This is a genomic window from Mesorhizobium abyssinicae (assembly GCF_049887195.1).
Lineage (GTDB): Bacteria > Pseudomonadota > Alphaproteobacteria > Rhizobiales > Rhizobiaceae > Mesorhizobium > Mesorhizobium abyssinicae.
The window spans coordinates 642,953-658,548 of record NZ_JARAKC010000002.1 but is presented as its reverse complement, the minus strand read 5'-3'; the positions used below and the strand labels follow the sequence as shown (position 1 = coordinate 658,548).

Annotated in this window: 11 protein-coding genes, 1 pseudogene and 1 riboswitch; of the genes and pseudogenes, 5 read left to right on the top strand and 7 right to left on the bottom strand. The window is 65.0% G+C overall.

Annotation, left to right across the window (positions count from 1 at the left end; translation table 11 throughout):
• Window positions 1-2: 2 nt before the first annotated feature.
• From PU724_RS07680 to mtnK, 4 genes are all read right to left on the bottom strand, one after another.
• Window positions 3-1,016, bottom strand: a complete 1,014-nt coding sequence (locus tag PU724_RS07680; protein ID WP_354421145.1) for a dihydroxyacetone kinase subunit DhaK — start codon at window positions 1,014-1,016, stop codon at window positions 3-5.
• A 69-nt stretch (window positions 1,017-1,085) separates the two neighbouring features.
• Entirely contained in the window at window positions 1,086-1,559 is a 474-nt protein-coding gene (locus PU724_RS07675; protein ID WP_127310714.1) for a 6,7-dimethyl-8-ribityllumazine synthase, read from the bottom strand.
• 78 nt (window positions 1,560-1,637) lie between these two features.
• A riboswitch (FMN riboswitch) is annotated at window positions 1,638-1,780 on the bottom strand.
• Window positions 1,781-1,857: 77 nt separating this feature from the next.
• The gene (gene mtnA / locus PU724_RS07670) at window positions 1,858-2,952 is read right to left on the bottom strand and encodes an S-methyl-5-thioribose-1-phosphate isomerase (protein WP_354421142.1); all 1,095 of its coding nucleotides are present in this window, start codon (window positions 2,950-2,952) and stop codon (window positions 1,858-1,860) included.
• Entirely contained in the window at window positions 2,949-4,223 is a 1,275-nt protein-coding gene (gene mtnK, locus PU724_RS07665; protein ID WP_127310717.1) for an S-methyl-5-thioribose kinase, read from the bottom strand. The genes mtnA and mtnK overlap by 4 nt, the downstream gene beginning before the upstream one ends.
• Window positions 4,224-4,359: 136 nt before the next feature.
• On the opposite strand from mtnK, the gene PU724_RS07660 reads away from it, so the two are divergent.
• The 3 genes from PU724_RS07660 (at window position 4,360) to PU724_RS07650 (ending at window position 8,033) form a co-directional block, all read left to right on the top strand.
• Window positions 4,360-5,871, top strand: coding sequence for a sugar ABC transporter ATP-binding protein (locus PU724_RS07660; RefSeq protein ID WP_354421141.1), 1,512 nt, complete (start codon window positions 4,360-4,362; stop codon window positions 5,869-5,871).
• Window positions 5,872-5,937: 66 nt separating this feature from the next.
• The gene (locus tag PU724_RS07655) at window positions 5,938-6,933 is read left to right on the top strand and encodes an ABC transporter permease (RefSeq protein WP_354421139.1); all 996 of its coding nucleotides are present in this window, start codon (window positions 5,938-5,940) and stop codon (window positions 6,931-6,933) included.
• A 47-nt stretch (window positions 6,934-6,980) separates the two neighbouring features.
• On the top strand, window positions 6,981-8,033 hold the full coding sequence (locus PU724_RS07650; protein ID WP_354421137.1) for a substrate-binding domain-containing protein: 1,053 nt from the start codon (window positions 6,981-6,983) through the stop codon (window positions 8,031-8,033).
• Window positions 8,034-8,420: 387 nt separating this feature from the next.
• On the opposite strand, the pseudogene PU724_RS07645 reads toward PU724_RS07650, so the two are convergent.
• The 3 genes and pseudogenes from PU724_RS07645 to PU724_RS07635 form a co-directional block, all read right to left on the bottom strand.
• Window positions 8,421-9,490 (bottom strand): annotated as a pseudogene (locus PU724_RS07645) (D-alanine--D-alanine ligase family protein).
• A gap of 173 nt (window positions 9,491-9,663) precedes the next feature.
• Window positions 9,664-11,718, bottom strand: coding sequence for a bifunctional aldolase/short-chain dehydrogenase (locus tag PU724_RS07640; RefSeq protein ID WP_354421135.1), 2,055 nt, complete (start codon window positions 11,716-11,718; stop codon window positions 9,664-9,666).
• Window positions 11,719-11,809: 91 nt separating this feature from the next.
• Window positions 11,810-12,775, bottom strand: a complete 966-nt coding sequence (locus PU724_RS07635; protein ID WP_354421134.1) for a sugar-binding transcriptional regulator — start codon at window positions 12,773-12,775, stop codon at window positions 11,810-11,812.
• 188 nt (window positions 12,776-12,963) lie between these two features.
• On the opposite strand from PU724_RS07635, the gene PU724_RS07630 reads away from it, so the two are divergent.
• Both PU724_RS07630 and PU724_RS07625 read left to right on the top strand, forming a co-directional pair.
• Window positions 12,964-14,604, top strand: a complete 1,641-nt coding sequence (locus PU724_RS07630; protein ID WP_354421132.1) for an acyl-CoA synthetase — start codon at window positions 12,964-12,966, stop codon at window positions 14,602-14,604.
• A gap of 370 nt (window positions 14,605-14,974) precedes the next feature.
• Window positions 14,975-15,580 (top strand): TetR/AcrR family transcriptional regulator, encoded by a 606-nt coding sequence (locus PU724_RS07625; RefSeq protein ID WP_127311839.1) that lies wholly within the window; start codon window positions 14,975-14,977, stop codon window positions 15,578-15,580.
• Window positions 15,581-15,596 lie beyond the last annotated feature (16 nt).

Genomic DNA, 15,596 nt, shown 5'->3' with positions numbered 1-15,596 from the left:
CCTCAGCCGGCGCGGAACATGGCGCAGTCGCAAGGATGGTCGAGCAGGGTCTGCAACTCGCCGTCGAGATGCTCCAGTGTCAGCGAGGCGCCAGCCATTTCGAGCGAGGTGCAGTAATTGCCGACCCAGGTCGCATGCACCGAGACGCCGATGTCGTCGAGCCGCTGCTTGACGCGCCGGTTCATGATGTAGAGCTCCATCAACGGCGTCGAGCCGAGCGAGTTGACCAGCACCGCGACCTTGTCGCCGCGCGACGGCGCCATCTCGGCAATGATCCTGTCCAGCATCTCGTCGGTGATCTCGTCGGCGGTCCTGAGCTTGCCGCGCGCGATGCCGGGCTCGCCATGGATGCCCATGCCGATCTCCATCTCATCGGCGCCGATCTCGAAGTTCGGCCGCCGCGTCTGCGGCAGCGAGCAGGGCGATAGCGCCACGCCCATGGTGAAGGTGTGGTCGTTGGCCTTCCTGGCGATGCGCTCGACCTCGTCGAAGGAGAGCATGCGCTCGCAGGCTGCGCCCGCCGCCTTGAAGATGAAGAAATTGCCGGCGACGCCGCGCCGCTTCTGCCGCTGGTCGCGCGGCGCCGAGGCGACGTCGTCGGTGGTCAGCACCGTGCGCACCTCGATGTCGTCCATCGCCGCCATCTCGGCCGCCATGTCGAAATTCATCACGTCGCCGGCATAGTTGCCGTACATGAACAGGACGCCCGCGCCGCCGCTCACCGCCTTGGCGCATTCGAGGATCGGGTCCGGCGGCGGCGAGGCAAAGACATTGCCGATCGCCGCGGCATCCGCCAGCCCCTTGCCGACGAAGCCGAGAAAGGTCGGCTCGTGGCCCGAGCCGCCGCCGATGACCAGCCCGACCTTGCCTGGCCGTGGCCCGTCGCGGGCGATGATCGAGCGCGGGCTGCCGTCCACGCTCTTGAGGTGGCGAGGATGCGCGGCCAGTATTCCTTCCAGCATCTCGTCGACGGAACGGTTGCCGTCGTTGATGATCTTCTTGGTCTGCACCGGCATCCTCCCGATCTCGGTTTTTTCGCGATATTAGAGGCTGTTACCGGGATTGCCACCCCCGGCAACCGCGCCTCACGCCGCGATCTTTTCCCGCGCCGCACTTATCTCAACGCAGGCCTTGGCCGCTTCCTTGCCCTTGACCTGGAAGTGCTCGAAGAAGAAGCGGTGATGCTCGGCGCTGTCGTGATAATTGTGCGGCGTCAGCACCGCCGAAAGCACCGGCACGCCGGTCGCGAGCTGCACGGTCATCATCCCGTCGAGGACGGCGCCGGCGACGAAATCGTGCCGGTAGATGCCGCCATTGACGACGAAGGCTGTGCCGAGGATCGCGGCATAGCGGCCGGTCTCGGCGAGGGTCTTGGCATGCAATGGGATCTCGTAGGCGCCGGGCACGTCGAAGACGTCGACGGTGAAGCGGCCGCCGCCGAGAACGGCGAGCTCCGCCTCGAACGCGGTCACGCACTGGTCGACGATGTCGGCGTGCCAGCGCGCCCGTATGACGGCAACGCGGCGGATTTCATAGTCTTTTGGGGAATGCTGATTCATGGGTCCATCCTTCCGTTTCGAACCAGAATCAGGACGCACGATACGAAAACCCGGCCCGCGCGAGCGGCCCGTCCTTCCGTTCGTTCTCTTTCATCCGGACTGTGACCGTCGGCTCCGGAATCACACCGGATCTGCTGACCTTCCCTTCCGGGAAGCGCTCGCGGGCTTGAGCCGAGGCTCTTACCGCCGGTGGGGACTTTCACCCCGCCCTGAGAACTTTAACGGTGAAGCTATGGAGGGGGAGGGCGGCGCTGTCAATTAGCGCCGTCGCCGCAACTGCCAATCTCCCTCCTTGTGGCTAACCACGCTCCGGGAACATCGCCTTCAGACCTTCGCGCGAGGCCTTGGCGACGCCGCGCTCGGTGATCAGACCGGTGACAAGCCGCGCCGGGGTCACGTCGAAGGCCGGGTTTGCCGCCGGCGTCGCTTCCGGGGAGACGCGCACCTGGGCGATCTCGCCCTTGGCGTTCTTGCCCCACACCAGCGACACCTCGTCGCCGGAGCGCTCCTCGATCGGGATTTCGGCGAGCCCGTCGCCCACCGTCCAGTCGATGGTCGGCGAGGGCAGCGCGACATAGAAGGGCACATCATTGTCGGAGGCGGCCAGCGCCTTGAGATAGGTACCGATCTTGTTGCAGACGTCGCCGTCGGCGGTTGTGCGGTCGGTGCCGACGATGACCATGTCGATCCGGCCACGCTGCATCAGATGGCCGCCGGCATTGTCGACGATCAGCGTGTGCGGCACCCCGTGCCCGGCCATTTCCCAGGCGGTCAGCTGGGCGCCCTGGTTGCGCGGCCTGGTCTCGTCGACATAGACGTGGACCGGAATGCCGGCTTCGGTCGCCAGATAGATCGGCGCGGTGGCGGTGCCGTAGTCGACGGTCGCCAGCCAGCCGGCATTGCAGTGGGTCAGGATGTTGACTGTCTCGCCCGGAGCTTTTCGCGCCGCGATTTGCTTGATGATGGCAAGCCCGTTCTCGCCGATGGCGCGGTTCAGCCCGACATCCTCGTCGGCGATCTCCGCTGCGCGCTTGTAAGCGGCCTCGGCGCGCTCGGGCGGCGGCAGCGGCTTGAGAAAGCGCCGCATCTCGTCCAGCGCCCAGCGCAAATTGATCGCCGTCGGCCGCGTCGCGTGCAATGTCTCCCAGACGGCGTCGAGCGCCGCATCCGACGGGTCGCCTTCCATCTGGATGGCTACGCCATAGGCGGCAGTGACGCCGATCAGCGGCGCGCCGCGCACCCACATGTCTCGGATCGCAGTGGCGATGCCGGCAACGGTGCCGATCTTCTCGATGCGGAACTCATGCGGCAGCCAGCGCTGGTCGATGATCTCGACCGAGCGGCCGTCGCCGCTCAGCCAGATGGTGCGGTAGTGGCGCTCGCCGACGTTCAAAGGCTGCTCTCCTGTTCGATCCGCGCGGCCAGATTGTTGACCTCGTCGATGCCATGGATCTGGCGCCGGTTGACGGCGATGTGGCGGCCGAACTTCAGCGCCTTCGCCTCGCATGTGGCGCGCAGATTCTCATCGGCAATGGCCTCGAAGTCGGCATTGTGGGCGAGGCCGAGGATACGCCGGTGCACCTCGATGCCGGCAAAGCCGAGCAGGTCGGTCCAGATCGAATGGAGCATATGGTCGAGCGCCTGCTCGGCGCCGAGCCGATCGCCCTGATCCTCGAACAGGCTTCTGTGGTAGAGCATGCCGGTGCGCTCGGTCCGCCACAGATGCGAGAACTCGGCGCGGAACACAGCCCAGGTCTCGGCGGTGACCCCAAGCAGATAGGCGCGCATGGCGTCGCGTTTTTCCGTCTGCTCATGGCCGCGCTGCGAGAAGAACGACATCCAGAAATTGGCGAGCAGCATGCCGACGTCGAAGGCGATCGGTCCGTAGAAGGCGAACTCCGGATCGATCATCCGGGTTTCGGTATCGGTCACCATGATCGAGCCGGAATGCAGGTCGCCATGCAAGAGCGTCTCGGCATTGGCGGCGAAAAGATGCTTCAGCCGCTGCGCCTCGACCTTGAGATCGCGGTCGGCGCGCAGCTCGGCGACCAGGCCGTCTAGCTGCGGCGACGTATGCCGGTTCAGCTTGGCGTCGAAATAGGGATCGGTGAACACCAGGTCCTCGGTGATGCCGCAGAGCTCGACATTGTCGGCGAACAGCGCCAGATCGGCTTTGCGGTCCCTGGTCGGCATATGCAGGTCGGAGCCGCGGAACAGGGTGCGGGCCATGAACAGGCCGATGTCGCGGGCGATGTTCGGCAGTTGCCGGCCTTCGATCAGCGCACGCCGCAGGATGATGTGCGGCGGCGCCAGGTATTCCATGACGATCAGCGCCTGGGCCTCGTCGAAATGGTGGATTGCGGGCACCGAGCCGGGCGCTCGGCGCTCCTGCCTGGTCAGCGCGTGATACTCGAAGAAGGAGCGCTTCAGCGGCAGCGGCCAGCTGTCGCCGACCAGCCGCACATAGGGCAGGGCCTGCTTGACGACGACCGCGCCTTCGGCGCCCTCGACGATGAACACCAGGTTGAGATTGCCGTCGCCGACCTCACGCACCTTCCAGCGCCGGGCATCCTTGCCGATCTGCGCGGTGACGGCCTCGTTGGCGCCGAGGCGCGCCGGCAGCGTTTCGACCGATAGTGCTTCGAACGGCAGTTTCTGCGTCATCATCATCCTCTCGCTTATGCGCTCCGAACATAACGGAGGCATGGCGGCGGGGCCAAGCTAGGAAGCAAGCTGGCAATTGTCAATCGTGTTGACAATTGCCGATATAGCCCATAGCGTCTGTGTCAGGGAGGAATGAATGGGCACTGGTGCCGTGTTCCGCGTGGACGGCCTGAGGAAGTCCTTTGGCCATATCGAGGTGCTTGGCGGCATCTCGCTCGACTTGCATGCGGGCGAAGTCACCGTGCTGATGGGCGCCAACGGCGCCGGCAAATCCACCCTGGTCAAGATCGTCAGCGGCGTTTACGAGCGCGGCGGCGGCATGATGCATCTCGCCGGCGAGGACTTCGCGCCGAACACGCCGGCCGAGGCGATCCGCGCCGGCGTCGTCACCCTGCATCAGAACATCAATGACGGTGTCGTCGCCGACCTCGACGTCGCCACCAACCTGACACTCGACAGGCTGACCGGCAGCGGCGCGCCGACTTTCTTCAATCCGGGCCGGGTGCGCCGCGAGGCCAGGGCCGTCGCCGATCGCATGGGGCTCGCCATCGACCTCAAGGCCCGCGTCAGCGACCTGTCGCTGGCAGACCGCCAGATGGTGGCGATCGCGCGGGCCATGGCGCACCGGCCGAAGGTGCTGATCCTCGACGAGCCGACCTCGTCGCTGTCCAGCGCCGAAGCCGACCGGCTGTTCCAGCTGATCGACCGGCTGCGCGAGCAGAGCGTGGCGATCCTCTACATCTCGCACCGCATGTCCGACATCCGCCGCCTTGCCGACCGCATCGTCTCGATGCGCGACGGCGTGGTGAGCGGCGTGTTCGACAACAAGCCGCTCGACTATGAGGGCGCCGTCAACGCCATGCTCGGCCGCAAGATCCATCTCGACCGGGTGGTCGCGAGAAGCTCGGCGCGTGCCGTCTTCACCGCGGAAGGCCTGCGGATCGCGCAAGGGTCGAAGCCGATCTCGATGACGCTCGGCGCCGGCGAGGTGGTGGCGATCACCGGCTTGGTCGGCGTCGGCAAGACGGCCTTGGCCGAAACGCTGTTCGGCGTGCGCAGGCCGCTCGCCGGCGTCATGATCATGGACGGCAAACCCTATGCGCCGGCCTCGGCCGGCGAGGCGATCGCCGCCGGCGTCTTCCTCGTCGCCAAGGACCGCGCCACCAGCGGCATCGTCGGTGGCTTCAACATCGAGCGCAACATCAGCCTGCCCTTCCTCAAGCGCCTGTCAGGCTTCGGCATCATGAAGCGCCGCGCCGAACGCGGCATCGCACGCCGGCAGATCGACGAGCTCGCCATCGTCTGCCGTTCGGAGAAGGACGAGCTTTCCGCACTTTCGGGCGGCAACCAGCAGAAGGTGATGGTCGGCCGCTGGATGTCGCAGGATGCAAGACTGTTCATCCTCGACGAGCCGTTTCAGGGCGTCGACATCTCGGCCAGGCGCGACATCGCCGCCAAGCTGCGAGCCAGCGCCGACGGCCGCGCCACGCTGCTCTTCGTCACCGAGCTCGACGAGGCGCTGGAGACGGCCGACCGCATCCTGGTCATGTCGGAGCAGACGATCGTCGGCGAACACAGGAACGAAGACATCGATCTCGAGCGGCTGCTTGCCGAAGTGGCGGGCGGCCCGCTGCACAGCGCGGCGTGAGATCATGGACAGGAATGGAGCAGGCATGCGTTGGACTGACACGGCAACGGCGCCGGAGAGCGCTGCATGACGGCGCGTGACCACGCCATCCGCTACGGCTTCATCGTCCTTCTGTTCGGCCTGATCGCCTATTTCGCGGTCGCCGCCGACGGCTTCGTCTCGCCGCAAAGCGCAGTCTTCATCTTCCAATCCGTCGCCATCACAGGCGTGCTGGCGCTCGGCGTCACCGCCACCTTGGTGGTCGGCGGCTTCGACCTGTCGATCGGCTCGGTCGCCACCAGCGCCATGATGGCGGCCGCCTATGTCATGGTGGTGCTGGAACAGAACGCCGTCGTCGCGGTCGTCGTCTGCCTGCTGATCGGCGCTGTCGTCGGCCTGATCAATGGCTGGCTGATCGTCTATATGCGGGTGCCCGACCTGCTCGCCACGCTCGGCATGATGTTCCTGCTCGTCGGCCTGCAGCGCATCCCGACCGAAGGCCGCTCGATCGCCACCGGCATGACCATGCCCGACGGCTCGGTCGCCAACGGCAAGTTCGGCGAAGCCTTCCTGGCGCTCGGCCGCCATCGCTTCGATTTCTTCGTGCCAAACCTCGTTCCGGTGTCGGTCGTGGTGCTGATCCTGCTGGCGCTGCTGATCTGGTTCTTCCTCGAATACACCCGCTTCGGCCGCATGATGTATGCCGTCGGCAGCAATGAGCGCGCCGCCGAACTCGCCGGTGCGCCGGTCAAGGCCTACAAGATCTGGGCCTACGTCATTTCGGGCGTCTTTGCCTCGATCGGCGGCATCCTGCTCGCCGCCCGGCTCGGTCGCGGCGACATCGCCTCCGGCAACAATCTGCTGCTCGATGCGGTCGCGGCCGCGCTCATCGGCTACGCGGTGCTCGGCGCGGCCAAGCCCAACGCCTTCGGCACCGCCGTCGGCGCGGTCTTCGTCGGCGTGCTGCTGCAGGGCCTGACGATGATGAACGCGCCTTACTACACCCAGGATTTCGTCAAGGGCGGGGTTCTCGTCGTCGCCCTTGTCTTCACCTTCGCCCTTTCCGGCAGGGGCGGGAGATAGGTTCGACCGGGGCATATTTTCGAGTTCAACAAAGTGGAGGAAACAAAGTGAGCATCACAAGAAGATTTTTGGGGAAGGCGGCGCTCGGGTTCGCTGGCGCCGCGCTGCTGATGCAGGGGACCGCGATGGCCGCGGACAAGCCTGCGCCCTTCGACAAGCCGGGCGTCAAGATCGCGCTGGTGCGCTATCTCTCGACCGGCGACTTCTTCCAGGCCTATCTCTCCGGCGTCGAGGCGCAGGCCAAGGCGCTCGGCGTCGACCTGCGCGTGCTCGACAGCCGCCAGGACGCCGCCCTCCAGGCCGACATGGTCGACCAGGCCATCGCGCTCGGCGTGCAGGGCATCATCATCCAGCACGGACTGACGGAATCGATGAAGGATGCCGCCCAGCGCGCGGTCGACGCCGGCATCAAGGTCGTCGCCTTCGACGTCAATGTCGAGAACCCGAAGATCCCGCAGATCGAGCAGTCCGACCGCGACCTTGCCCGCCTCGCGCTGGAGCAGGCGGTCACCGACAATGGCGACAGCTGGAAGGCCGGCTATGTCTACGTCGCCGGCATCGCGCCGCTCGACCGCCGCAACGAGACCTGGGTCGACGTCAAGAAGAAGCATGCCGGCATCGACGAGGTCGCCATGTTCGGCACGCTCGACAACCCGATTGCCAACTCGGTCGCCAACCAGGCGCGTTCGGTGCTGTCGGCGCATCCCGACATCAAGGTGATGTTCGCCCCCTATGACGAATTCGCCAAGGGCGTGAAGATCGCCGTCGACGAGGCCGGCATGAACAAGGCCATCAAGATCTATTCGGCCGACATCTCGACCTCGGATATTTCGGCGATGCGCGAGCCTGACAGCGCCTGGGCCGCCACCGCCGCCACCAACCCGGCCGTCGTCGGCCAGGTCTCGGTGCGGGCGCTGGCGCAGCTGCTTGCCGGCGAGGATCCCGGCCACAACGTCATCGTGCCGCCGACGCTGATCACCCAGAAGGAGCTCATCGACAAGGACATCAAGAACATGGAGGACCTGTCGGCCAAGCTGCCGCAGTTCGCCCATGCCGATGTCGCGATGCCCGCCTGGATGCCCAACCCGAACGCCAAGTAGTTCTGGTCTAGGCGCGTCGCCTCTGATGGTATTGATGCGATGCGCTTCCGACCCCCAACTGCTGCACGCTCTTGGCGACATTAGCAACGTTGGCGCTGCCCCTCATCCGCCTGCCGGCACCTTCTCCCCGTATAGTGACGGGGAGAAGAGGCTGGCCGCGACGCTGGCGCATATTCTGCAACGCTGGAGGTTGGCGAAACCATCCGCGACAGCTGTCTTTCTCCCCGTCACTATACGGGGAGAAATGCCCGGCAGGGCAATGAGGGGCAGCGCCAACCGACGAAATAACGCCGACCGTCTCGCTTGAGACCGTTCTAGCCAACGTGACGTCTTTCGTGCTCGGAAGTGAGTGGCATCCAGGGCCGCTCTCCTGCTTGCAGCCCGCTCTCAGCCCACTCTTCCGGCCCGCGCCAGCCCGTGCGCCACCAGCCGGTCGATGACCTCCGGGTAGCTGACGCCGCTAGCCGCCATCGCCTTGGCGTACATGCTGATATCGGTGAAGCCGGGTATGGTGTTGAGCTCGTTGATCAGGAACGTCATGTCCGGCATCAGGAAGAAGTCGACACGCGCCATGCCGTCGCAACCGACGGCCCTGAAGGCCCTTGCCGCCATGTCGCGCATCGCCTGCTCGACTTCCCGCGGCAGTTCGGCCGGCACGATCAATGCCGCGCCGTTCTCGTCGATATACTTGGCATTGTAGTTGTAGAAGCCGTGGCTTTCCGCCGGCACGATCTCGCCCGGCCGCGAGACGAAGAGCTTGCCCGCGGAGTCTTCCAGCACGCTGAATTCGATCTCGCGGCCACGGACGAATTCCTCCGCCAAGAGCTTGCGATCGTGCTGGAAGGCTTCCGCAAGCGCTCGATCGAATTCCTGGCTGGCATTGACCTTTGCGACGCCGACAGACGAGCCCTGCCGCGCCGGTTTGACGAAGAGCGGCAGGCCGAGCTGGTCTACCAGCACGGCAGCGATGGCACCGAACCTTCCTCAATGGTCACCGACCGCGCAACCGGCAGGCCGGCCGCCTTCAGCAGCCGCTTGGCGATATCCTTGTCGAGCGCCGTGGCCGAACCCAGTATGCCGCAGCCGGCGAGCGGCACCTGCGCCACTTCCGCCAGCCCCTGCACCGCGCCGTCCTCGCCATGCAGCCCGTGCAGGACGGGAAACAGGATGTCGATATCTGGCAGCGCGTAGGGCGCGCCCTCGGCCGGGAGCGCCAGCATGCGCCCGTGTCCGCCCGGCACCAGGCAAACCTCCGTGCCGCCCGAAGGCGTCGCCAGCGCGCCACCCTCGAAACGGCTGAGCAGCCATTTTCCTTCGCGGGTGACGAAGATGGGAAGGGCATCGTACTTCGCCGGCTCCAGCGCCCGCATGACATTGGTCGCCGAGAGCACCGAAACTTCATGCTCGGCCGAACGCCCGCCAAAGAGGACGGCAATACGCAGTCTGTTCGCGGTCACGGCTGTCTCCACCTTGCGAAGCCGTTCAAGGCATAGATTGAAGCGGAATTTCGGCAACCGCTTCAGACCGGCGACAGTTTCCAGCTCGTGGCGGCGAGGTCGCTGATTGTCGAAGTCGCCGCCGGCCCTCTGAACCCCTGCATGACGGCAGGGGTTCATGGCAGGGGTTGTCGCTAGCGCAGCGCCGCCGCGATGTTGCCGCCGTCGACGGTCGTCACGTCGGCGGTGGTGCGGTCGGCCAGCGCCTGGTGCAGGAAGGCCTGCGCCACGTCCTCGGCCGTTACTTCCTGGCCGAGCAGATTGCCGGACATGTATTCCTTTTCCGACACGCCGCGCGCGCCCGAGCGGCTGGCGATCATGGCGTCGGTCAGAAGACCCGAGCGGATGCGGTCGGCGTTGACCGCGTTCGAGCGGATGCCCTGCGCGCCGTAGTCCAGCGCATATTGCCTGGACAAGAACAGCGTCGCCGCCTTCGGGATGCCATAGGCGCCGAACTTCGGCCCCGGGTTGATCGCCTGCTTGGACGTGTTGAACAGGAGCACGCCGCCGGTGCCCTGTTCCAGCATGATGCGCACGGCATTCTGCGCCGCCGACTGGTGGGCGAAGAAATTGAGCTCGAAGCTCTTGCGCAGCGTGGTGTCATCGAGCTCGCCGATGCGGCCTTCCCAGGCCGCGCCCGCATTGGAGACCAGGATGTCGAGGCCGCCATAGACCGCGACCGCCCGGTCGAATGCGGCGCGCAGTTCGACGGGATTGGTGATGTCGGCGCCGACGCCGATCGAGCCGTTTCCGGCCTTCTTCGCCGCTTCCGCGGCCTTGGCCGCATCGAGGTCGACGATGACGGCATGCGCGCCATTGTCGGCGAACAGCTTCGCCGTCGCCGCGCCGATCGCGCCAGCGCCGCCGGTCACCAGCACCACCTGGCCGGTCAGCGGCTTCGGCTTGTTGGAGGCGAGCTTGGCCTGTTCCAGCGACCAGTATTCGAGCGGGAAGAGATCGGCCTTGGACAGCGGGTGGAAATGGCCGACGGCCTCGGCCCCGCGCACCGCCTCGATCCACATCTCGCCGACATCGGAGGCGATTTTTGCGTCCTTCAGCGTGCGGCCGTGGCCAAACATGCCGAGGCCCGGCACCAGCGTCAGGCGCGGCATCGGATCGAGCATGGTGCGCTTGACGTCGTCCAGTGCGTCATTGGTCTCGAAATAGGCGCGGTAATCCTTGGCGAAGGTCTCGACATGGTTGCGGATGACGGCTTTGTAGTCGCCGATCTTGTCGGCGTCCGGCGCCGGCACGGCCATCGGCCCGGTCTTGATGCGGATCGAGAGATCCGGCGTCGAGACACCGCGCCCGGCATAGTCGGCGATGCTGGCCGAGTTGATGAAATCGACGATCGCATCCGAAGCGCGGAAGTCGCTGATCATGCGATCGAAGCGGCCCTCGCCGCGCGCCACCGCGACGGCGCCGCGCAGCGCGGGCGCGATATCGGCCGGTCTGGCGAGCTTCGCCGGCAGCGCCGCCTTGGCCGTCTTCGGCTTGCCGTTTTTGGCGACATAGTCCTCGGCGACCGTCACATGGTGGATCATCCGGTCGTAGGCCTGCCTGGCGTCGTCGCCGAAGGTGAAGATGCCGTGCTTGTCGAGGATCAGGCCCTCGACGCTTGGATCGGCATCGAAGACGTCGCCCGCCGCCTTCGCCAGGTCGAAGCCTGGCATGATGTAGGGCACATAGCCCATCTTCTCGCCGAACACTTTCCTAACCAGCGCCTTGCTGTCTTCCTGGTCGACAATGGCGAGGACGGCGGTCGAATGCGTGTGGTCGACGAATTTGTGCGGCAGGAACGCGTGCAACAGCGTTTCGACCGACGGATTGGGCGAGGCGGGATCGATGAGGTTGGCGCGCTGCAGCGCCACCATGTCTTCGTCGGAGAGCCTCTCCAGCGCGCGCGCCTTGAGCAACGCGCCCATCTTCACCGCCGGCAGGCCTTGCGGCTCGATGACGGCCATGTCCCAGCCGCTGCCCTTGACGCAGAGCACGTCCCACTCGTCGCCGACAAGATCGGTGGCCTTGATCTTGCACGACGTGTTGCCGCCGCCATGCAGCACCAGCCGCGGCTCGCCGCCGAGCAGCCGGGTCGTGTAGACGCGCAGCGCGAGGTCGCGGCCGACGCCCTTCTTGGCATAGTCGGCAACCATCTTTTCCGCGTCGCCGTCATTCCACAGGTTCTTCATTTCGCTTCGTCCGCTTTCATGTCTTTGATTGCTGTGAACAGGAATGCCGCGACGCTTTGATGACAAGACGCCGGCGGCGAGGGTTGTTTGTCTAGGAGGCCTTCTTGGTCACCGCTCCGGCATGGTCCAGCAGCCGCTGCGCGACGCGCGCGCCGACAACCAGATGCGTGCAGAGCCCGCCGGCGAGCGCGGCAAGCAGCGGCTCGAACTTGCTGTCCTCCTGCACCACCATCAGCCGCTTTTCGATGGCGCCGAGCGAGCCGAGTTCGGCCGAGATGACCCGGCGGTTGTAGCTGCAATCGAGCGCCTCGCCGGCGGTATCGATGATCTGTCCCGCGATCACGCCGGCGGCGCCGGCGTTGCGAAGCACTTCCATTTCGCTCACCGTCAGCGCGCCGCATTTGACGACATGGCTGTCGGCGTCGACGGTGCCGACGGAAAACAGCGCGAGGTTGCAATCGCTGATGCCTGCCAGTTGCTCGCGGATCACCGGCTCGGCGCGCAGGGCCCGCGCCAGCTCTTCCGTCGACAGCACCAGCGGCGCGTAGAAGTTCAGCCCCTTGGCGTTGAGCCGCCGGGCGATTTCCATCGTGCACTGATCGGGCCGGTAGGAATAGGGCGCGCCGAGATTGCCGCAGAGCTGTACCACCGTCACGTCCTGCAGGTCTGCGAAGGACATGATGTCGGCGATGGTGTAGACGGTGCGGCCCCAGGCGACGCCGATGCGGTCGCCCTTCTTGACCAGCTCGAGAAAGACGCTGGCCGCGAGCACCGCGATGTCGGTCGACGGATCGACGACATAGGCGTTTTCGGGCGCGATCCAGACGGCGTCGAGCTTCAGCGCGTCTTCCAGTCGGCGCGCCAAGACGTCGTCGGTGAAAAGCTGGGTCGAGGTCGAGATGTTGACGATGCCGGTCTCGCGCGCCTTGCGCAGATACATGGCGACCGAAGCGCGCGAAATCTTGAGCTGGTTCGCCACTTCGTCCTGGCGCAGGCCATGGGCGTAGTAGAGCCAGGCGGCCTTGTGGATAAGCTGTTCTGCCGGTCGGATCGCCATGCCATCTCCTCGGCTGACATTATTCACGGCTCTCGACAAAAGTCAAACCGAGCGGAGGTATGCATTTCCGTTTCACCGGCTGAATCTGGATCACCATTGTGCCAAATGCCCCCTGTCGTGGCATCGTTGGTGGTGACGCGGAGCGGAGCCTGTGATTAGAAGTCGATAAACATATTGGGGAGGATGGGATGGGCAATCCCTACGAACAGGATCTCGACAGGAATGCCGCCAACCACCAGCCGCTGACGCCGCTGACCTATCTGGAGCGGGCGGCAAAAACCTATCCCGACCATGTCGCCATCATCCATGGCAACCAGCGCATCACCTATCGCGATTTCTGGCGTCGCTCGCTGCGGCTCGCCTCGGCGCTGGCCAAGCGCGGCATCGGCAAGGGCGATACGGTGACGGTGATGCTGTCGAACACGCCGCCGATGCTGGAGGCGCATTTCGGCGTGCCGATGACCAAGGCGGTGCTGCATTCGCTGAACACAAGGCTCGACGCCGCCGTCATCGCTTTCCAGCTCGACCACGCCGATACAAAGGTGCTGATCGTCGACCGTGAATTCTCCGGCGCGGTCAGGGAGGCGTTGGCATTGGCCAAGGCCAAGCCCTTGGTCATCGACTATGACGATCCCGACTATGCCGCCGATGCCCCCTATCCGAAGGGCGAGCGGATCGGCACATCAGACTATGAGGAGTTCGTCGCAGGCGGCGATGAGGCTTTCGCCTGGTCGATGCCTGACGACGAGTGGGACGCCATCTCGCTCAACTACACCTCCGGCACCACCGGCAACCCCAAAGGCGTCGTCTATCACCATCGCGGCGCGGCGCTGATGGCCTATACCAACACCATTCATGCCGGCATGGCCAAGCACGCGGTCTATCTGTGGACGCTGCCGATGTTCCACTGCAACGGCTGGTGCTTTCCCTGGACGCTGGCCGTGCAGGCCGGCACCCATGTCTGCCTGCGCTGGGTGCGGGCAAAGCCGATGTATGACGCGATCGCCGATCATGGCGTCACCCATCTCTGCGGTGCGCCGATCGTCATGTCGGTCCTGATCAACGCCAAGGCCGAGGACAAGCGTGAGCTCGCGCAAACCGTCACCTTCAACACGGCGGCCGCGCCGCCGCCGGAGGCAGTGCTGTCAGGCATGGCCGATGCCGGCTTTGCGGTCACCCATCTCTACGGCCTGACCGAGACATACGGGCCGGCGGTCGTCAACGAATGGCACAATGAGTGGGACGAGCTGGAGAAGGGACCGCGCACGGCGAAGAAGGCGCGCCAGGGCGTGCGCTATGCTTCGCTCGAGGGCCTGACCGTGATGGATCCCGAGACGATGACGGAAACGCCGGCGGACGGCGAGACCATCGGCGAGGTCATGTTCCGCGGCAACATCGTCATGAAGGGCTATCTGAAGAACAGGAAGGCGACTGACGAGGCCTTCGCCGGCGGCTGGTTCCACTCAGGCGATCTCGGCGTCATGCATCCGGACGGCTACATCCAGCTCAAGGATCGCTCCAAGGACATCATCATTTCCGGCGGTGAGAACATCTCCTCGATCGAGGTCGAGGATGCTCTCTACAAGCATGCAGCCGTCGCCTCCTGCGGCGTCGTTGCGAAGTCCGATGACAAATGGGGCGAGGTGCCTGTCGCCTATGTAGAGCTGAAGCCAGGCAAGAGCGCGACCGAGGCCGAGATCATCGACCACTGCCGCACTTTGCTCGCCCGCTTCAAGGTGCCGAAGGCAGTGGTGTTTGCGGAAATCCCGAAGACCTCGACCGGGAAGATCCAGAAATTCCGGCTGAGGGAAATGGCGAAGGGCCTCTGACTTCGTCATCCTAGGGTGGAGCAGTCGCGGAGCGACGTCGGGGAAACCCTGGGATCCATGCCGTGACCTTGCGGCCGTGCTCCGGCGGACGAGAATAGCCTGCACGAATCGCTGCGCTGGCAAGCTAACTGCTTGATCCGACTTTATTCTTTGGTCGACGTCACAGCATGGATCCTAGGGTCTGCGCTGCGTCGCTTCGCTCCTTCCTTCACCCTAGGATGACGAACTCATTCGTCGGTTTCACGCTTCCTCGCTGTCACCATCTGTCACCAATTGTACGCGTACGTCGATTCCGCGTTGACATGCCGCTCGTTTCGATTTACGACTGACGAAAATTGAAATTCGTCACTCGTTATTTGACAGAGAGCTAATGTCCGAAGCCGCCCACATCGTGGCCGACCCCGCCCGCCAGGAAAACGTGACGCGCATCCTCGATTGCGCCGAGCGTCTGTTCCGGCATTACGGTTACGGCAAGACCAACGTCGCCGACATCGCCCGCGAGCTCGGCATGTCGCCGGCCAATATCTATCGCTTCTTCGCCTCCAAGGTCGAAATCCACCAGGCCGTCTGCGGCCGCATGCTCGGCGCCAGCTACAAGATGGCCTACGAGATTTCGCGTCTGCCGCTCAGCGCCGAGGAGCGGCTGCGCCGCTACGTGCATGCCCAGTACAAGATGACCATGGAAGTCATGCTCGACGACCAGAAGGTGCATGAGATGGTCATCGTCGCGCTCGAGCGCGACTGGGCCGTCATCGACAAGCATGTCGACAGCATCCACGATCTGTTCGCCGAGGTGATCCGCCAGGGCATCGAAGCCGGCGAGTTCAGGGACCAGGATCCGGTGATCGCGTCGCGCTGCTTCGGCGCCGCCACCGTCATACTGTGCCACCCGCAGATGGTGGCGCAGTGCCTTGCCAAGACCAACCGGGCGATGCCCGACGATCTCATCGATTACGCGATCAAAGCCTTGAAATAGCCGCCGCCCGCCGGGC